A 20,620-nucleotide genomic window follows, 5' to 3' on the forward strand; every position below is an offset into this window, starting at 1 on the left:
TCACTTTACGTGATAATCATCGATAAATCGATTGGCGATACTCACGACTTTCGCCTGTGCTAGACTAATTTTATAGATTAACACATTATTTATTACAATACAAGACTAAGAGAAAATAAAAAGTCGTCCTAAAAGGACGAGGCTTGTATCCCTAGTTCTCGGTCAGTGCCATTTAACTGACGCTCAACTCAACGACTCAGCCAAAATCCTGCGAATTTGAGTATCCACAATATCGGGTTGTTCGACCATTGCCAGGTGACCACAATTAGGAATTTCAATCACATTAGCACCGCCATTTTGAAAAAGCTTATGGAAGCTAGCCAGATGGCGCACATATTTAGGAGCCATTACTCTATCATTCGCCCCCGCCAAAAAATACACGGGTTGCTGAAGCTGTGATACCACCTGAGGCAAACGGTGAACCTCAGCCTCAGTTGTCGAATCCAAGAGACTCCTCAATGCTGCTTCTGGGTGAGCCACAACAAAATCAATCACCCGTTGTCGTCCCCAACGACGTGCCAGGGGACGTGCCACCTGTGCCCGTGTAAACAGTACATCAATCAAGGGCAGATAACATAACCACTGAGGGCGGCGTTTGACTAACTGTTTCCCTACATTCCGAAATCGTTCAAACTCTTCTTTTAAATAAATGCCACCCCCCGCATTCAGACAAATCACCCCCTTGACCCGTTCTGAAGCCACTGATGCGCCCCACAAGGCAATACTGCCACCTAGAGAGTGACCAATCAGCCAAGCGTTATCGATATCCAGCTTTTCGAGTAGAATACCCAAGTCCCTAGCATAAGCCACAAGGGTGTAGTTACTGGTTGATAAATGAGTGGCATCAACGTCTGCCGATGTTAATGCCGCATTATCCTTCGCACCCGCCCCGCCAGAGGTGGTAGCCCTCAAAGCCGATTCGGTTTTTGGTGTTTTATCCGTTGGGGATTGAGAATCACCAAATCCCCGCAAATCATAAACTAAACATTGATAATCATCATCTAATCGATCAATCAGTGGTTGCCAATAGTTACGACTTAAAAGCCAGCCATGGATAAAGACCAAAACTGGGGATGAGGATGCCTTGGGAGGCGTTAATTCGTAGGCGTGGGTAGCCCCTAGAATCTCAATCGTTGCCATACATCCATCCTATCCGAGAATTGGGACAGGTGGTCAAGAGGTTGACACTCCCCCTTTTTCTAAAAGGGGGATTCTGCGGAACTCACATTCCACATATCCTGAGAAAACAGTTCTAGCTGTCTTCCCAGGTTCCCAGGCACACGATGTTTACCCTTGCGGGTGTCGTGTTTTCTCCTTTTAGCCCTTCGGCTTCGCTCAGGGCTAAGCACTGTTAATTCAGTGCTGGGCGTTTCAAACAGGTTTAGCTGTTTGGGTTTCCCACAGTCCGTGGGTACCTTAACTAATTTCAAGTCATATTCAACAACGGCTTTACGCTTAATATTTCGCGCAGCTTGCTTATCGGCATGATCAAAATGACCGCACTCGACACAGATAAACCGCTCTCTGTCCCGGTTTGCTTTATCAATATGACCACAGGCGCTGCATTCCCTGGATGTATTCCGTGGGTTTACCTTGACCAGTTTGTTAGCGACCTGCCATTGGTAAGCACTTCTGCGATTTGTTATTTTGCTGTGCAGTTTGGCTACCTCAGCAGTCCGTTTCTTACGGTTAGCAGAGCCTTTCTTAGTCCGACATATCATCAACAGCTTGGGCGAAATTTCCTCAACCCGCCTCGACACACTCAACACTCAAAACCGACGCCCTAATAATCGTTGTCGAACACTTTCGGCAATTTTCTGCCCTAAATATTCGGGAATCAAGTTTTCATTGGGACCGAGCAAGTAGAGAATAAGGCGGGTACGTCCACGCCAGACGAGTAAGTTAGCGTTGACGACGAGTAAGTCTTCTTGCCAGACGGCGTACATTACCTTATAAAATAATCCCGGCTGGTTATCAGCTTCAATTAACAGGGCGGGTAGATGAAATACTGGATCTACATAGAACTCAGTTTCGACTTGTTCTAAGCCAGCATCCAGATTAAATTCCACCGCCAGCATTTCTTCGACTTCAAAACGTCCCGCCAACGCCTCCCGAATGGCACGGCAGACATTATCGGCTGTTTTGGGGGTCAGGGCTTTGCTACCACGGGATACGACTAGCTTGATGAACACCAACATGGGGGGACTGATTTGACCATGAAGACTCAGGCTGTGAATCGTTAATCCATAAGCCGCTAAAACCCCAAAAATATCGCTGAGGAGAAAAGACTGGTTACGGTAGGCAAAATGTAGAGCGCTTTTCGAGCCTTCGGGTTTGATCTCAATGACGACGCGCCGAGTTTTGTACAGTTTGTAAGCTAGTCTCAGGTTTTGCAATTGGATCTCACTACTGACAAACTGCTCATAAAATTCTGGAAACGCCCGATTGAAGCGTTTCAGCAGTTCTAGTGTGGATGATTTCAGACCCGCAGCCATAAGTAGGGGGAGAAGGCGTTCGCTTTAGTTAAAAGCTTTTAGGATAACCCAGCAAGCTCAGCCTCAAAGCAAAAACCTGCCGTATCTGGTTAATCTCTCACAAATTCGGCACAATAGCCTCAGTCTAGCTGAAGAAGGTCTTGCTCTGAGTCACGATTTGCCACTGACCGCCAAACTTTAAGTGTAGGCGATTAGCGTAGGGATAGGGTCAAATTTGGTGTTGACATAAGACGTTGTTGCTTGCTTGACTGCAAGAGCCAGCTTTAGTCCTAATGGTTATAGGAATGTATTGCGCCAATTGTGGTACGATAAGCATGTCAGGTGAAAGTTGTCCTACCGGGGGTCAATCCAAAATTTATGCATGAAAAGTTATGCATGATAAGAGACAACTCCCCACACTGACTTGCCCCACACTGACTTGATGGAGTGCAGTGTGGGGTAATTGGCTGTAATCAAAAAGCTGGAAACCGTTACCCATTATTGCCCAAAATTGGGTAGACATTTGTCCCGATAGAATTTGCTGCCAATTATATGTATACTTTATTGGTATACCTATCCAGCCAAAAACCACAGCTAGGTAGGTAAAAAATAGGTAGGTGAAAAAGATAGCCTGAAAAAGATAGCCTGAACAAAGATAGACTGAACAAAGATGGTTCCGCCAGTTAGGTGGGGTAGAGCCTGTGGACTGGTTGAGTGCCGTCACTGCCAGAGTGAAGCAGGAAGTAAGCGTCAAGGATGTCCACTTGTGGGTAACTTTGGGTGAGTCTTATGTAACGGCTTCTGAAAGCCTTTGTCATTAGCCTGAGTGCTACAGTTCAAAACGTCAAAGTTTTGAATAATCGTCAAGCTAACCCGTTAGATACGTCTAGCCGTAAGTAGCTTGGCCTAGGTCTTGTGTAACGGATAACCAGTATAAAATGCTATAGCCACATCGGCATGGGTTTTTGGAAGAGCTTTTTTGGCAGTGCTGACACTGCTTCGACATCGACAAAATTTGAAGGGGATACCATTTCAAATTTCAGCGAGTCTCCTGCGTCTGGCGATCGCGCTGGTAATTGGCGTATCCTATTTAGTACGGATCGAGAATTTGATCTGTATGAATTAGAGGAGCTTTGCGACGCCGTGGGTTGGTCAAGACGACCGATGCGGAAAGTTCGTAAAGCGATTGAATATAGTTTCCTCGTCGTGTCCATGTGGCAACAGCGAGGGAACACGAGGCGTCTGATTGGTTTTGCCCGGGCTACGTCTGACCATGCCTTTAATGCCACAATTTGGGATGTGGTGGTTCACCCCCAATTCCAAGGTAAGGGGCTGGGTAAGGCGTTGATGAAGTACACCATTAAGAAACTTCGCAGTGAAGATATCAGTAATATCACTCTCTTTGCCGATCCCCAAGTGGTCAATTTTTATCGGCAAATGGGATTTATGGCTGATCCCGAAGGCATCAAAGGCATGTTCTGGTATCCGGACTGATTTTTATGCGATTGAGACTGGGCAATTTGGACGCTAAGGTATATTATCAAGATATGCATCGGGATGTAGCGCAGCTTGGTAGCGCGCCTGCTTTGGGAGCAGGATGTCGCAGGTTCAAATCCTGTCATCCCGATTTTTTTTATCTGAATTCGGCGCAAGGAACGCCATCTGCTCATCGTTGAGGGGGTGCTGAATAAGTTTTGACCTTTTTATGAATTTGAGATAATTACATTAACTCTTATCTTCAACAACTGGAACTCTATTAGATTAAATCTAGTCAGTTTTCTTAACTCAGATAAGACTAGGAATGCTCAGAATAACGCATCCATAAACATAAAAAAAGTCGGGGTAGGGCATACCCACGACTCTAAATGGACGGGGAGCAAGTGTAAGACCTCTGATGAGGCGGTTTGTGGTGAGCCGTCAACCGTTCGGCTGAGCGCTAACCGTCGAAGCCTCACGCCGAAGCCCAGCGAGAGCCTATCCACCGGAGTTCCAACTGTTCAGAATGGAACCTGTTTGATTTGTTGGAATTCAATGGCTGGATAGACTGGTAGGGAATCACCGCCCTATGAGTGCGGTGAGGATGTCAAGAAAGAGATGTCATCATCTCAAGAAAGAGATGTCATCATCAAGTGAGAGCGGTATCCTAGTTTTGATCAGGTATTACGCGAGAATTCAAGAGGTAATTGTGATGAAATCATTAGTTCGCTGGAGTGCAACATTGGGCTTAGTGGGGACTACTCTCCTAGGCTCCTTTTTTGGTGGAAATCTGCGGGCGCTGGCTTTGACCGAACAGCAGGTGATGGAAAAGTTACAAACCGTACCTGTATTTACAGTTACTGATGGAGAAGGCTCACCCTTAGTCGCCTCTATTCCTAATCAGAACAATCAGAATGAAGCAGTTGCAGGCGTCTTTATTAGCCAGGGAGACGCAGAAGCCTTTGTGGAACGATTGAAGCAGGAAAAGCCTGAGTTGGGTAACCAAGTCCGGGTCGTGCCTGTATCGTTAGCAGAAGTCTATCAACTCGATCAACAGAGTCAAAACCAACCTAATGGTTTAGATTTTGCCTATATTCCAGTGCAGCGGCAAGTGCAGTCCGCCCAACAGCTTCTGGGTCAAGGGCAAGAATTTCGGGGTGTCCCTCTGTTTGTGGCAAAAGGAGGTCAACAAGGAGGGTATTTAACGATTCAACAAGAGGGTCAGCAAGTCATTCCCTTTTTCTTTGACAAAGAGCAGTTACAGAATTTGGTCAACCGCTTTAAGGAACAACAGCCTAACCTGGCTTCGAGTGTTCAGATCCAGGTTGTGCCGCTAGAGGGTATTATTAATACATTGCAGACTCAGGATAACCCTCAACTTGAGCAAATTCTACTCATTCCTTCGCAAGAATCTTTACAATTTTTGCGTCAATCCTCTTCTCAATAGATCTAAATTAGGCTAAAGGGAATCAGGTTAATTACTCATGGCTACAACGCCAGAGCCATCCTCTAGGACATTAGGACATTGGCTGTAGTATCGGGTCAAAACCTCTGGCTGTGGCGACAAGACGCCCGTCGGTCGGCTGTAGAGGCTGATATCCCTGTGGCTGAAGTAGATTGGTTGCTTCAAGAGGTCGCAGGACTTGACCCCTTATCGCTACGCCTAGAGTCGTTTAAGGCGCGATCGCACATTGAATTACGTTATCCGCTGTCAGTTCTTACTCAACTCTGGCAGCGGCGTCTTTGTGATCGCTTGCCTGTACAGTATCTAGTAGGAGTCACTCCTTGGCGGCGTTTTTCGCTGAAGGTGTCGCCTGCAGTGTTGATTCCTAGACCGGAAACCGAGTATTTAATCGATTTGGCTGTCAGTGCGGCGGGGCAGAGTCCAATCCCTCAACTCGACGCTGGACAGTGGGCAGATTTAGGTACAGGGAGTGGTGCGATCGCGTTAGGATTAGCTGAGGCGTTTCCTGATGCGACAATTCACGCCGTTGATTACAGTCATGATGCCCTCGCGATTGCCCAACTGAATGCTCAACAGCTAGGATTTGAGTCAAGAATTCAATTTTATCAAGGGTCGTGGTTGTCCCCCTTGACATCACTCAAAGGGCAATTGAGTGGTATAGTCTCCAACCCTCCCTATATTCCCAGAGATGAGCTACAACAGTTACAGCCAGAAGTACGGGATCACGAACCTCTTATGGCACTTGACGGGGGAATTGATGGTCTAGACTGCATTCGCCACCTGATTAGGACGGCTCCCGATTACCTGCATCCTGGGGGCGTTTGGATGATAGAAATGATGGCAGGACAAGGTGATACGGTTGCTCAGTTGTTGCATCAACAGGGGAGTTATTGTCAGATTCAAATTATCCCAGATTTAGCCGGAATTGACCGTTTTGCCTTGGCGTATCGGCAGTAATACGTCATAAGTTCTAAATCCGACAAACGATATCATGTCCAGTCAAACACCCTGGATAAAAATTCCTAAAATGATGGCTTTAACAGCATGGCAATTCCAGGCAATCATCAGGACATGAGCGGACATAAGACATAAGACAAATTTTGACTTTTGTCTTACTTTCCAGCAAACTATTAAATATTTCCCTGAAACTATTGGAGTATTATATAACCTCAATATGACTCATGTCTTCATGTCTGCCCTAGTGGCTGGCGCTAATTCTGGTCAGATCGTAAGCTTTCCTACCGACACGATACCCGCTCTCGCTGTGCGACCGGATTATGCAGAATTAATATTTACGCTGAAGCAGCGAAGCAATAACAAACCCTTAATTTTAATGGGTTCATTCCCATCATCACTTTGGTCTTATGTCAAGGGGACAGACGCCGAATTAGAGATTTGGCAGCAAGTGGCAAAGCACTATTGGCCCGGAGCGCTCACCTTAGTGTTACCGGCTTCGGATAAAGTTCCGGCGGCGATGAACCCCACAGCTCCGACCACAATTGGCTTGCGGGTTCCCGACTCTAGAGTCGCGATCTCAATTTTGTCCCAGACGGGTCCTTTAGCCACAACAAGCGCCAACGTCTCCGGCAAACCTCCCTTACATACAATGCCAGAAATTGAGGCAGAGTTTCCGGAGGTGCTGACGCTTCATCCCACCGAATCCAAAGAATTAGAGGAGCGTCACCCCAATACCCAAGGCGCACCCTCTACGGTGGTGAAATGGACAGGAGACGGGTGGCAAATTTTGCGCCAAGGCGCTGTCTCATTCGACTGTTCCCTGTCTAAGGGGTGATGACGATGGGGAAAACGGGCTATGCTTAATCGGTAGGCGGGTATGGCAAGAATAAAAATAGAATTCATTAGCCTACTACCCTAGCCAAATAAAAGATTGTGGATGGGGAGTCCCGCGAATTACGTTGAAGAGTTGGAAAAAATATGGGCAACATGGAGCTGATCTATCTAGTAGTGGGTATTGTCATGGGACTCGTTGTCAGCCGCACTACTCGTTCCAGCAAACAGCCAGACGGTTCAACGGTATCAGAACCGCCAATGTCAAAACCCGAGGAATCACAGCCAGCTAAGGCGGAACCGGTGAAGGAGGATGAACTTCAACCCCTGAAGCAGGAACTCCAGCAAACCCAACTGGCTTACCAAATGGCGCATGAAATCAGCCAATATAAAGCTGGGTTCTTGGCGCGGACATCCCACGAACTGCGATCACCCCTGAGTAGTTTGATGGGGATGCATCAGCTCATTTTGTCCGATTTGTGTGACTCACCCGAAGAAGCTAAGGAATTCGTGGCTCAAGCCCATACCTCGGCGCAGAAGATGGTAAAAATTTTAGATGAGGTGATTGCCGTAGCCAAAACGGAACACGGTACTAATCGTCTAGAGACTCGTCCTTTGCAATTGAGCCAATGCTTTGAAGAACTCGAAGTCCTCACCCACATGCAAGCCGGGAATCGTAATCTGCGGCTGAAAGTGATTTCCCCTGATCCCCAGATAGAAGTCTTAGCTGATCCTAGGGGTTTTCGTCAGGTATTAGTGGGAATTGTGGACAGCGCTATTGCCCAAATGGAAGAAGGGAGTATTCAGGTTTCTACAGCAAATTCTGACAACCCCCAGATGGTGAATATCTGGATTGATCTAGAATGTCCCAACTCGATTTGGAGTGAAGCCGTTGATTTACTCTCCGACACTAATGACTCAGAGGAACAGGAAACAACCTCATCAACAACCTCACCCGGTATGAATTGGTTGATGGTGCAAACCTTAGTGGAGATGATGAAAGGACGCTTGGAACTACTACCTATTCCTGGGAAAGAACCAAGCGACGATTCAGTTACAGACACTTGTATCCGATTACAATGTTCTATGCCTCTAGCAACTCCGGAGATGATCGAACGGGCGTTGGCAGAGCAGTCATAATCGGTTGATTGTATAGCACCATTGTGGTTGTGGTGTTACATTGAACAGACCCTAACTAGATTACTTGTAATTAGTTAGGGTCTGTTCAATAGTACTGCAATCCATTTTTCCCTAAACTCCTTGGGTTTTGGTTGTCAAAGTTTATCTCATGCTTGTTGCAAATGTCTCGATGTTTTCAGTTGAAGATTGACCCCATCTAGCTTTGGTTAACTTGGGGGAAAATCTTCAGATTTTAGTTGGTTTGTAGACGACTCACCGGTCACCGGAGTATTAATCGGCTTCAGGATTAGGGTTAATTGCCTCTGAACTCAGGTGGGGTAATTGATTTTCAGTCGTATTGTGAGTTGACGGTTTTATTTCTGTCACCAAAAATTGTAGCGTTTCTAACAATAAATGCAAGAGAGAAAAGGGTTTTTTTGTTAGGAAATTATAACATTTTGCTCAACCTAGCATAGTTATTATCGGCTGTCAACTTGTTGTCCACTTGTTGTCAAGTTGTAGTGGCGTGGCACACCTAATTGGGTCGATTAGAATTGTAGGGGCGCACAGACGTGCGCCCGATTCAATGGTAAAATCTATTCCACAATTTTAGCTGGGTCAAGCCGCCATCGCGAGGAGAGCGAACCGTAACGCACCATTGCTCAAGTCCCGAGGGCGCACTGAGCCTCATGCGTGTCAACTTAAGCCACAACCCTTGCCCATCCTAATTTTCAGCTACGGTGTCCTGGCTCCAAGAACTCCCAGACGCGATGGGAGAAGCGTCTTTACATTGCTCCCTCAGCTTCCCCAGCTTCCCCAGCTTCCCCTGCTTTTTACCTTAAGTTGACACCAATGCACGTCAGTGCGCCCCTACAGTTGGTGTGCAGAGATTTTCCTTTAGTCAAGGTGGATTGGGAATGCAATACCCCCAGAATTTTCTTCTGATGGCAAGCTGTAAAAGCTAAGTATAAATTATTTCACACTATAAAAATAACCCCTGTCATTTTCAGTTTATTCCTATCTATAATAGAACCACTGAACCCCACTGGGTTTAATTCTCTGAATCAGGGCAAAAGCATTTTATCCATTAGCAGTTAATTCGTTTTAACCCACCTCACAAAAATTAGATTAAGGGTTACTTGATGAAACATACTTCTCAAGTTGGTGGGGTGGGTTGACAGGCACATCAACAGATAAATTGCTGGAGCTTATACTATGCATATCTTCGCAGCACTGTCAAGCGCGGTAAACAAGGATTGGACTTGCCCTGAAAAGGTATCACTTACACAAGAAAAAGGCTTTTCCCTAGCATTGGCTAGCAGCGTCGCGTTCAGCGTGATGGTTGGTGTTCAACCCGCTAGTTCACAGCCGATAATTCCTGATAATACGCTTCCGGTTAATTCTCGTGTTACGCCAGATGGCAAGGTGTTCACAATTGAGGATGGCACAGTGCGCGGGGTTAACTTGTTCCATAGTTTCCAGGAGTTTTCTATTCCCACGGGGGGTCAAGCGTTTTTTAACAATGCCTTGGAAATTGAGACTATTTTTAGTCGGGTAACGGGTACTAATATTTCCGATATTGATGGCTTGATTCGGGCAAATGGTGCGGCGAATCTCTTTTTACTCAATCCCAATGGGGTGATTTTTGGTCCCAATGCCCGGTTAGATATTGGCGGTTCGTTTTTGGCATCTACGGCAAATAGTTTTAAGTTTCCCGATGGTAGTGAGTTTAGTGCGGTGAATCCGGAAGCGCCGCCGTTGTTGACGATTAACGTGACTCCGGGGTTGCAGTATGGGCAAAATAACCCCTCTGAATCCTCCCAACCATCTGGGAATATAGAAAGTAATTTGAGTTCAGGGGGAACTATTAGCAATGCGGGTTCTTTAGCGGTTGATTCGGGCAAGTCTCTAACATTATTTGGTAGCGAAGTTACCAGTACGGGTTCTCTTACAGCACCAGGCGGGTTAGTTCAGGTTTTAGGAGAACGGGTTGGTTTGTTAGATAATGCCCGGATTGATGTTTCCTCACAGACGGGTGGCGGTACGGTGTTAATTGGTGGCGGGTTTCAGGGGAACGGTGATGTTCCCAATGCGCGGCGTACTTTTATTGGTTCAGATGTAATTATTAATGCTGATACTTTAACTACAGGCGATGGGGGTAATGTCATTGTTTGGGCAGATGAGGTGACAGGATTTTATGGCACAATTAGCGCCCGTGGGGGAACTGAATCGGGAAATGGGGGGTTTGTAGAGGTATCGGCGAAGGAACACCTGATATTTCGGGGAACGGTTGATACCAGTGCGGTGAATGGGTTATGGGGGACTTTGCTGCTTGACCCGACGGATATTAGGATTGCTAATGGTTCTGGTGATAGTGCGACGGATGGTACGGATACGTTTGCCGGGAATAATTCTGGAGAGGTAGGAGAGATTTGGAGTGCGCCGTTGAGTACGATTAATGATACAGCACCGACGACGATTTATGAGTCGGAGTTGGAGGGGTTAGCGGGGGATACCAATGTTATTTTACAGGCGACTAATGATATTCGGATTGATGATTTAGCTGATGATGCTTTAGACTTTGCATCTGGTAGTGGGGAGATTGAGTTAACCGCCGATGCAGATAGTGATGGGGTGGGTGCGGTGGTGATGGAGGATGTTCTCAGAGATACCCTCTATACGAATGGGCGGGATATTGTTATTAATGGTGCGAGTTTGACGTTGGGGAATATCAATACCTTATTGGTTGAGGGGGGTGAGTTGATTGCGACGGTGGATGTGGATGCGGGGGGTTCGATTCCGGAAGCGGGAACTCAGGGTAGTGCTATTTTCACGTTCACTGTACCGGATTCGGTGCCAACTGTGGAGAATCTGGATGTACGGTTTTCGGCAGCACATACCTGGAATAGTGACTTGGATGTGTCTCTCAAATCGCCAGGTGGAAGGGAGTTAGAATTGTTCAGTGATGTAGGGGTGGGGGGTAGTGGTGATAATTTCCAGGACACTCTACTCGATGATGAAGCACAAAGGAGCATTAATCAAGGGTCAGCTCCTTTTAATGGAATCTTCAAACCTGAAGGTGCTGGAGGATTAGCGGTTTTTCAGGGCGAGAACCCTACGGGAAAGTGGACTTTGAGTGTTACTGATGATGCGGGAGGGGATTCCGGCACGTTGTTCCGGGCGGGTGATCCGGCACCTTGGGGAGAAGCAATAGGAACACAACTGCTATTTGGAACTCCTATTACTCGAAAGAGTGGTTCAATCAATCTAAATGCCACAAATGGAAACATCAGTGTGGAAAATCTGAATACGAACAATCCTGTGAATGCTGGAGGCACGATTAGCCTTGATGCTAGTGGCAGTATCACCACAGGAATCCTAGATTCTTCCTCTTCTGGTGAAAATGGGGGAGCGATCGCTCTAAATGCTGGAGGGAGCATCACTACCAACGGTGAACTCAACTCCTCCTTCAAGTCCACCTCCTACAACTCCCTTGACTCCTCAGGCGATGGGGGAGTGATCACTCTAAATGCTGGCGGTAACATCACTACCAACGGTGAACTCAACTCCTCCGCCTACTCAATCTCAACCGACTTCGCCGACTCCAGTTACCACTACAACTTCTCCTCAGGCAATGGTGGAGCGATCTCCTTCTATGCTGGCGGTAACATCACTACTTACGGTAATTTCACTTCTCGCTCACAGCACAGCCCCAGCGGTTCCACCCCCTCCCACTTCTCCCACTACGGTAATGGGGGAGCGATTTCCCTGATGGCTGATGGAGCCGTGAAAATCTATAGCGATTTTGATACCGGCGGTTGGTCTAGCGGTCGTAATTCTGGTGATGTCTTGATTACGGGTAAAACTGTAGACATCACATGGAGCCGATTTGATACCTCCTTCCCAACTAATCACACCGGATACCCCCGTGAAAAGGATGATAATGCTTATGGTGGTAATGTTCAGATTAGGGCTGATGAAACTGTAAACATCAGCAATAGCACTTTTGAGACTGGGGATACAGATAGCATTTCTGGTGATGTCCTGATTACGGCTGGTAGAACTGTGGACATCAGCGATAGCACTTTTGATACCCGAAGTGACTTTAGCTTCATCTCATACTCTGCGGAGGGGGTGTATAGTGTCTCTTCTGGTAGTGAGGGTGGTGATGTCATAATTACCGCTGGCTCAACCTCAACAGATTCAGATAAACCAGCAATTCAACTAACTGATGTGACTATTCAAGCATTAGCTTACGGAACAGGTCAGTCTGGGAATATTACGATAGAGGCAATGAATGGAGGCGCTGTATCATTAGTTGGAGACAAAGATACAGCTTCCGAAATTAACTCAGCTTCACTGTCTTTTGTCGAGCAAGAAGAGGGTCAAGGCGGGAATATAACGATTGCAGGTGGTCTAATTAGTATCAGGAATTATAATCTTAATGCAAGTGTTACCAATAGCGCTTTAACAAACGGAACGTTAACAGAGTTAAATGTTGGCAGCAAAGGAGATGGTGGCAATATATCTATTCAATCTAGTGGTTCTGTCTTGATTCAAGGTAATAGTCAAATCGCAACCAACGTTGAAGAAAGAGCGACGGGAGATGGGGGTGATGTTAATATCACAGGTCAATCTGTTGAAATTGCAAATGATTCTTCTGTTATTGCAGGGACTGCATCGGAAGGGAATAGTGGTAGTGTTTCAATAAGGGCAACCGGAGGTTTTGTTAGCCTTGATGAGAGCCGCGTTACAACCAGTAGCACGGCTGAAGGAAATGCTGGAAATATCACGGTTACTGCCAGTGCTGTTGATTTGATTAATGGATCTGAAATAACTGCTGAAACAACGACGAGTGGTAAGGAAGGGTTTGGTAATATTTTGTTAGAGGAACTGGAAACTCTACGGGTAAGCGATAGCCGAATCTCAACGTCTACTGTAAGTGGGAAAGCAGGAAATATCACGGTAGAGGCTTCCGAGTCAGTCAACTTGAGCGGCACTGGGATGTTTACCCTGCCTGGAGAAGCGGAGAAGGTGTCTCAAGGAGGAGTGTTGGCGCAAGCGACCCAAGGAGGTGATGCTGGCAACATCAAAATTGCTGCCAGACAGTTAAGTATTGAAGATGACGCACAAGCTACCGTTAGCAGTACAGATAAAGGAAGGGCAGGCAATTTAACGGTCAACTCCCCTGATGTGATTCTACGTGGTGGAGCTAAACTAGCAGCAACTACAGAGGCAGGTAGTGGTGGCAATATTCAGCTACAGAATTTATCTTCTCTACAACTGAACAATAGCAGTGAGATATCCGCTTCCACTGAAAATGGTACTGGAGGCAATGTGTCAGTCGAGGCTCTAGGAGGCACTGTCGAACTGAGTGGTAACAGTCGCTTAGCCGCAGAAGCCACCCATGGTGGTAACGCTGGCGGCGTCACTATTAATACAGGGCGATTAAGTATTGAAAATGGCGCACAAGCTACTGTCAGCAGCACGGGAAATGGAACCGCAGGAAACCTGACAGTTGATGCTCCTTCTGTGGTTCTAGATAACCAAGCCAAGTTAACAGCAACCACAGATGCAGGTAGTGGCGGCAATATTCAACTACAGAGTTTAACCTCTCTACAACTGAGCCATAACAGTGAGATATCCGCTTCTACTCAAAGGGGTCAAGCTGGTAGCATCAACCTCAACCAAGGAGAAAATCCCGCTACCTCAGTTACCCTCAACAACAGCAGCATATCAGCGCAGGCAGATGAAAAAGAGGGTAATGCTGGTGATGTCACCCTTAACACCTCTCAACTGAGTTTAGAAAATCAAGCTCAGGTTTCAGCAAGTAATGTCTCCGGTACAACTGGGGGGAACATCAAGCTACAAGAACTACAGACACTACAGGTCAGTGATAGCTTAATCTCAACCTCGACTCAAAGCGGAAAAGCCGGCAGTGTCACCGTAGAGGCAACCGATTCAGTCGAACTCAGTGGTATTTTAACTGAGGGAGAAAACAAAGGGCGCGGTGGTATTCTTGCAGAAGCCACCAAAGAGGGAGGTAATGCTGGTGGTGTCATCATTAACACTCCTCAACTAAGTTTGGATAATCAAGCTCAAGTCTCAGCCAGCAATGTATCGGGTACTAGCGCTGACATCCTCTTAGAAGACTTGAATACTCTATCCCTGAGCGGCAAAAGCCAAATCTCGGCTGCAACTCAAATCGGTCAAGCGGGTAGCGTTAGCCTCAACAGCCCGGAAAATCCGGCTACCTCAGTTGTTCCCAGGTCTGAAAAAGGAGTGCCTGCCAATGTCGCGACGCCAGCAAATGGTAAATTGGTGGGTTACGGCGTATATATTATTAAATGTTTGGTTTCATCAATTAAGTATCGCCTAACCCACCCTACTGGCTTGGTGGGTTACGGCGTATATATTATTAAATGTTTGGTTTCATCAATTAAGTACCGCCTAACCCACCCTACAGGTTAACCTAAAATTTAAAACGCGATCCTGTTGGCATGGAAGTCACATATAGGACAATCCCTTTTGTCGCCAACAAAGCCAACGCTGGTGGAACTAACAGTATCCAACCTCCCAAAGCATTGAACATCACGTAACAAGTGCCGTACAAAACAATTAAACCAACCCCCCCTGCTAAACCAATATATAAAGGTTGCTGGAAGCGCCAAACAATCACACCACCAACCAATGACCAACCCAAAATCCACAGCACATCGCCCCAAAATGGCAACCACCAAATCAGCATTCGTCCATCGAGAACCGCACTGATAATTTGACTCGCCATCTGCGCCTGAAGAACGACACCAGCAATTTCACCGTAGGGTGTAGAAAAATAATCATTGACACTGGTTCTCGCCGTAATCCCGATCATCACAATTCGGTCTTTCACATCGGCTTCAGAAAGCTGATTCTCCAGAACTTGTGTCAAGGTTACTCGTGGCGCAAATTGCCGGGGATCACCCTGAAAAGAACGGTAATTCAGTAAAAGTTGATAGGTACTGTTAGCATCAGATTGCCCTTGATACCCGCCAGAAAACGCACCTAAGGAAGGAAAAATCGTACTGCCAAATTGCAGTGGCTGTAAATACTCTCCCTCCGGACTAAACGGCGGTTTGTACACCTGACCCTCAGCCTCTAAATAACGACGTGCGATCGCGAGACTAAATGCACTCATGATTGGGCAAGTTTCGTCGGGTGCATGAACCAATAAATGGCGACGTACTCCTGAATTACCATCTTGGACTAAATCACTGAAACCCACCCGTTCTGACAGTTGGGCTTCGGGAATTTCCGGCGGCGGGATAGCGCCCTGTTTCTCCTCATAACTCAACTTACACACCCCAATCAGACGGTTATCTTGTTCCAAACGAGTCGCTAATTCTTTCTGATCAGACTGCACTTGGAAATCGCGGATCACATCTAACCCAATCAACTGCGGTTGATACGGTGCCAATTTCTCCAAAATATCGTTAAGCGCCGCATCAGGTATGGTTCCTTTTCCCCCTTCATACTCTTTCAGCAAAACATTATTAATATCGTCATCCGTAACTTCCACAATCACAAAACGATCATCTTGAAGTTCACTGGATCGCAGGCGCATAAAATGACCATAAGCCGCCAATTCAACGAGCTGTAAAAGTCCCAAAAAACGCACTCCCATCACCAAAACTGACGCAGCCAAACTGCCTAACAATACAGTACTACGTTTAGGTTTACGGAAGGGAGATTTGCGGCTAATTGTAATGTACTGTTTCTGAAGTTCAGTCGGTTTCGGTTCCTTATCCGCTGCTTGCTTAAGCCATTGTTCTGAGGTTTCTAAATCCTTCCCCCGCAGCAAAAAACTGGGATCACGCCCTTCCCTGTCCCACTCCAGCGCCCGCGCCAGTAAGCGTGTATGCACCTGTAAATGTTCCCGATCTGTATCTAACGCCCTGACTAATTCACTGAAATTCGCATAAAAATCTCCCCCATTCTTGTTAAAATTAATCCACTGAACACTTGCCATAATCGGGTGGAGTTGATCGGTTGGCACCTCCCGATACAGTACCGTTACCACTCGCTTGTTCATCTTCACCGCATACTCCACCTCATCAGCACAGTAAGGCGAATTAACCGAACTGGGGGAGATAATAAATAGAAAAATATTAGACCCTTCAATCCCCCGATAAATTTCCTGCTGAAAATCACTCCCTGACGCAATACTTTCCTGATCAAACCAGGTGGTTTTTCCCTGAACTTGCAGCGCCTCATTTAAGCGACGGGTAAAATCGGAATCGGTACGGGAGTAGGAAACGAACACATCGATGGAGGTGTCAGGCGGTTGCTGACTGCTTTCATTAATAAACGCTTCATGCACGGGTAACGGGGGGTGTTCCCGGCGCTGTTTGGCTATTTTGAGCCAATTTTGAGCCTGCTGTAAATTGTACCCGCGCAATAAAATACTGGGATTACGATTTTGCTGCTGCCATTTCAGGGCTTTGACTAATAAAACTTTATGCTGTTCGTAATAGCTAGCCTCTTGGTTTAATTCATTGATTAACTTATCCGTGGCAATTTGATAAGCGGCTTCATCTTGATACCCGGTACAATCAATAAATTGTATACTCCGGATGCGAGAAGGGATTGTTTTCAGATCGGTGGGTTCGATTAATACCGGAATCAGACGTTTGTTATGGGCAAAAGCGTGGTTAACCTCATCCTGACAATACTTCGATTGAATGGAATCAGGTGAGATTAAATAAATAAAATTATCCGCCGCTTCGATGCCGTTATCGATTTGCGCTTGGAAATCTTTACCGGTTTTAATATCCGTCTTATTCGTCCAAATCGTGATTCCCTCTCGCCGCAGCGTTTTTACCACCTTCTCCATGACGCTTTTATTTTTCTCCGAGTAGGAGACAAACACCTGCGTCATCAGGTTGTTAGCATTCTTGGTGCTTTCGCCAATATACTCACAGTGCAAATCCGTGGGAATACAAGGCGGCTGCTCAGTCTCAAAGCGCACCCTTAACCAGGATTCTGCTTTCACGCGCTCTTCCCCAACCAGTAAGTAGCGCGATTGTTTTTGGTGTTTTTCCCAGTCTAGGGCTTTGGCTAAAAATTGAGTATGCTGTCTGACGTAATCTCCATGTCTTTTCAACAACTCCAGCAAACCGACTAAAGAGGTTTCAAAGTCATCAATTCCTTCCCGGAAATACACCCAGTTAATTTTACCAATCAGGGGATGCATATTGGGGAAGCTCGAATGTAGCCCCTTAGCTTTATAAGCCTCCCACGCCTCATCCGTTCCATTGGGATTACGCTGTTGCCAGGTTTATCGGCTAATCTGTTCAACATGCAATAAAGGAATAATCCGTTTGTTGCGTTTAATCGCTAACTCTATTTCTTTACCACAATAGGGTGAGTTCACCGAATGCGGCGCAATAATGAATAAGAAGTTATCTGACTTCTCCAAACCATCGTCAATTTGATTTTGAAAATCGACGCCGAGAGGAATATCGTTTTGGTCAAACCAAATCTTGAATTCGGCTTCAATTAGTCGTTGGTACAGCTTGGTGGCGAAAGCTTTACTGTCTGCTCGTCCGTAAGAAATAAACGCATCTTGGAAACTATTCATACACTTAGCCACAGCATAACCATTATTTTTGAACTATAACAGACGCAAAACATAAATGGAAAAAATAAAATAATTTCCGCCAATTTTTAAACTGTTTTTACAGTATCTTTTTACTCTGGCGACGCTAATTTTACAGTTTATTTCGTGGTTGATGAAATATAGTCGATTCCAGCCAGATCCCCGACTTCTTTAAGAAGTCGGGGATCTGTGTACCTCACTTACGACCAAACCGTCATACAACTGACGATCCAAGTCTAGGATTTGTGTAATACACTTTGATCAAGTTTTTTAAAGGGAACGCTTTTGTATCAGTCGTTAAACTAGCTCAGCCGTTAATCCGGATCTGTATTACGATTTGCTGAATGAGGGAATGATGCTGTCAAAGAACTACAGAGTACTCCTTCGGAGGTTCATGGTTGATGGTTCATGGCAATCAACCACTAGCAATCAGCAATGAACGGGCGGCATCCGTTTTTCCTCTCAACTGGGGAAAAACGGTCAGGAAACGTCGCCCAATCTGGTGAGCTTAACCGACCAAAGGTTTGAGCTGAATGAATGGTTATTGGGGTGCAAGGTAAACAGTTGAGGATTAGGTTTATAGATGCAACATTCTCAAGGTATTGCTACTTACGAAACAGTAAATAATGGTTATATCAGACGGCGACAACTTCAAGGAAATGCGGGTAGTTTACTCTTATGGGGTTTAGGAGTTGGCGCTGTTATCTCAGGTGATTTCTATGGTTGGAACTATGGTTTAGCCTCCGGAGGATTCTGGGGGTTTAGTATTGCTGCTGTCTTGATGGCAATTATGTATCTCTGTTTAGTCTATAGCAGTGCTGAACTCTCAGCCGCCCTCCCCCATGCGGGCGGATTCTACTCGTTCACCCGTTATGCCCTCGGTCCTTTTTGGGGTTTTATTTGTGGGGTTACCGTCACGATTGAATATGTCCTCGCAAATGCGGCGCTGGTGTTCAGTTTGAGCAATTACCTCAAGCCCTTATTTCCCAATCTGCCCAGCTTTTTTATCTGGGTATTTGCCTACGCTGTTTTTTTGGCAATTAATATCCGAGGGTTTGAACTGAGTGTGACAGTCTGTCTTTGGCTAACCATCATCGCGATAACGGTATTAAGCATCTTCTATGTGAGTATGCTGGTATCGGGTGAATTCAATTTTGACCTGCTGTTTAATATTCCGGCTGAACCGGGACAATCAGAAACCTGGTTACCCAATGGCTGGTTTGGAGTGTTTGGCGCGATTCCTTTTGCAATATGGTTGTATCTGGCGATTGAACAATTACCGATGACGGCAGAGGAAACCGATGATGTGCCTCGAAATATGCCAGCGGGAATGATTTCTGGCATGGTTACCCTGATTATTTTGTCAATTTTCACCGTAGTGATTAACTCTGGTGTTGGCGGGGGCGCAGTGGCGATTGGGCAATCCGATGCTCCCCTACAAGATGGGTTAGAGGCTTACTTTGGCGCAGGCGCAACCAGTACCATTGTCACAGCACTGGCGCTGATTTGTGGTTTAATTGCCAGTCTTCACGGTAATATGTTTGCTTACGGACGGATTATTTTCTCCCTATCCCGTGCTGGGTACTTTCCCCGCTGGTTATCAGTCACAAGTAAAAATCATACCCCCCATCGGGCATTAATTGCCGGGGCGACGATTGGATTTATCTGTGTGCTACTGGTGAGTATCGGTATTCAAACTGTCGATGCTGTGATTTTGAATATGGCGGTGTTTGGGGCATTAATTTCCTATATTTTGGTCATGGTTAGCTACATGAAGCTAAAAGGGAATCCCTATTTACCGAAACCCTACGAAAGTCCATTGGGAACAGGGGGAGCATTTGTGGGTTTGGCTTTAGCCACATTTGCCCTAGTTGCTTGTCTATCTATCCCTGATTACCGAGGCGGTGTTTGGGGGATTGGCATAGCGCTGATTGTGGCAAGTGTTTACTTTTTAGTGTTTCGCAGCAATCGACTGGTGGCTCAAGCCCCGGAAGAAGCGACGGCGTTGGGATTAACGGGGTATCAGGAGTGAGAATTGGGGTGTGGGTGTTGGGTGTTGGGTATTGGGTGTTGGGTGTTGGGTGTGGGGTGTCGGGTGTCGGGTGTCGGGTGTCGGGTGTCGGGTGTCGGGTAAGCTGTTCGGCATTTAAACCTTAATGTCAATAATGGTGAAATCCTTGTAGTGCGAGCATCTTGCTCGCTACTAATACCCAATTTAAATGCATGACAGCTTATAGTTCCAAAAACTGTACCGAAGGAAGCCTTTATTCTAATCTTTGATTGAATGTAGGAGGATGTCACTTATTTTCAAGAGCGCGAATCAGAGCTAACAGGAGTTTTCCGACTGATTCGCAGCTCCTCAGAATCGGATTGATAGTTTGGGAAGAAGCTAGTTCGACTCGGATAGATAGTAACAAATGGGTTTCTAGCTCTTTAAGAGAACCTTGGGCTATGTACAAAAACTGGATATATTCTCCCCGAGTTCGCCGCCCGTAACCTTCGGCAATGTTAGCAGAAATCGACGCGGCTGCTCTACGGATTTGGGCAATCATGCCATAAAGTTCTTCTTTGGGAAATATTCTTGTTCCTCGGTAGCAAGCTTCAGCTAAATTCATTGCCTCTTGCCAAACCCGTAAATCCCGATAAGACTGCACTGGCGAA

The 20,620-nt window shown here is 46.2% G+C and carries 12 protein-coding genes, 1 tRNA gene and 1 pseudogene; 9 read left to right on the forward strand and 5 right to left on the reverse strand.

Annotated elements, in window-relative coordinates:
* Positions 1 to 183: 183 nt before the first annotated feature.
* From RIG27_RS11425 to RIG27_RS11435, 3 genes are read right to left on the reverse strand one after another with little or no spacing between them, the layout of a single operon-like run.
* A complete protein-coding gene (locus RIG27_RS11425; protein ID WP_446345208.1) occupies positions 184 to 1,140 on the reverse strand; it encodes an alpha/beta fold hydrolase in 957 nt (318 codons plus the stop codon).
* A gap of 59 nt (positions 1,141 to 1,199) precedes the next feature.
* Complete coding sequence (locus tag RIG27_RS11430) at positions 1,200 to 1,721, reverse strand: zinc ribbon domain-containing protein (protein WP_446345210.1); 522 nt, start codon at positions 1,719 to 1,721, stop codon at positions 1,200 to 1,202.
* A 48-nt stretch (positions 1,722 to 1,769) separates the two neighbouring features.
* Positions 1,770 to 2,495 (reverse strand): hypothetical protein, encoded by a 726-nt coding sequence (locus RIG27_RS11435; RefSeq protein WP_446335109.1) that lies wholly within the window; start codon positions 2,493 to 2,495, stop codon positions 1,770 to 1,772.
* 936 nt (positions 2,496 to 3,431) lie between these two features.
* Here RIG27_RS11435 and RIG27_RS11440 point away from each other — a divergent pair.
* From RIG27_RS11440 to RIG27_RS11470, 7 genes are all read left to right on the forward strand, one after another.
* Positions 3,432 to 3,968: a GNAT family N-acetyltransferase gene (locus RIG27_RS11440; protein ID WP_446345212.1), complete on the forward strand. Its 537-nt coding sequence runs from the start codon at positions 3,432 to 3,434 to the stop codon at positions 3,966 to 3,968.
* Positions 3,969 to 4,027: 59 nt separating this feature from the next.
* Positions 4,028 to 4,101, forward strand: a tRNA-Pro gene (locus RIG27_RS11445).
* 561 nt (positions 4,102 to 4,662) lie between these two features.
* Positions 4,663 to 5,397, forward strand: a complete 735-nt coding sequence (locus RIG27_RS11450) for a Tic22 family protein (protein WP_446343315.1) — start codon at positions 4,663 to 4,665, stop codon at positions 5,395 to 5,397.
* Between the two features lie 78 nt (positions 5,398 to 5,475).
* Complete coding sequence (gene prmC / locus RIG27_RS11455) at positions 5,476 to 6,372, forward strand: peptide chain release factor N(5)-glutamine methyltransferase (RefSeq protein WP_446343317.1); 897 nt, start codon at positions 5,476 to 5,478, stop codon at positions 6,370 to 6,372.
* Between the two features lie 217 nt (positions 6,373 to 6,589).
* A complete protein-coding gene (locus RIG27_RS11460; RefSeq protein WP_446345215.1) occupies positions 6,590 to 7,207 on the forward strand; it encodes an L-threonylcarbamoyladenylate synthase in 618 nt (205 codons plus the stop codon).
* A 143-nt stretch (positions 7,208 to 7,350) separates the two neighbouring features.
* Positions 7,351 to 8,343 carry a sensor histidine kinase gene (locus tag RIG27_RS11465; RefSeq protein ID WP_446345217.1) on the forward strand — a complete coding sequence of 331 codons (993 nt, stop codon included), beginning with the start codon at positions 7,351 to 7,353 and terminating at the stop codon, positions 8,341 to 8,343.
* 1,290 nt (positions 8,344 to 9,633) lie between these two features.
* Positions 9,634 to 14,793: a two-partner secretion domain-containing protein gene (locus RIG27_RS11470; protein WP_446345219.1), complete on the forward strand. Its 5,160-nt coding sequence runs from the start codon at positions 9,634 to 9,636 to the stop codon at positions 14,791 to 14,793.
* 1 nt (position 14,794) lies between these two features.
* Here RIG27_RS11470 and RIG27_RS11475 read toward each other — a convergent pair.
* Positions 14,795 to 17,941: pseudogene (locus RIG27_RS11475) on the reverse strand (TIR domain-containing protein).
* A 601-nt stretch (positions 17,942 to 18,542) separates the two neighbouring features.
* Here RIG27_RS11475 and RIG27_RS11480 point away from each other — a divergent pair.
* Entirely contained in the window at positions 18,543 to 19,991 is a 1,449-nt protein-coding gene (locus RIG27_RS11480) for an amino acid permease (RefSeq protein WP_446345221.1), read from the forward strand.
* On the forward strand, positions 19,988 to 20,116 hold the full coding sequence (locus RIG27_RS11485; protein ID WP_446345223.1) for a hypothetical protein: 129 nt from the start codon (positions 19,988 to 19,990) through the stop codon (positions 20,114 to 20,116). Before RIG27_RS11480 ends, RIG27_RS11485 begins: the two co-directional genes overlap by 4 nt.
* Positions 20,117 to 20,256: 140 nt before the next feature.
* On the opposite strand, the gene RIG27_RS11490 is transcribed toward RIG27_RS11485, so the two are convergent.
* The gene (locus RIG27_RS11490; RefSeq protein WP_446345225.1) at positions 20,257 to 20,613 is read right to left on the reverse strand and encodes a four helix bundle protein; all 357 of its coding nucleotides are present in this window, start codon (positions 20,611 to 20,613) and stop codon (positions 20,257 to 20,259) included.
* Between the last annotated feature and the right edge of the window lie 7 nt (positions 20,614 to 20,620).

The sequence above is a fragment of the Coleofasciculus sp. F4-SAH-05 genome (assembly GCF_040222985.1).
Classification (GTDB): Bacteria; Cyanobacteriota; Cyanobacteriia; order Cyanobacteriales; family Coleofasciculaceae; genus Coleofasciculus; species Coleofasciculus chthonoplastes.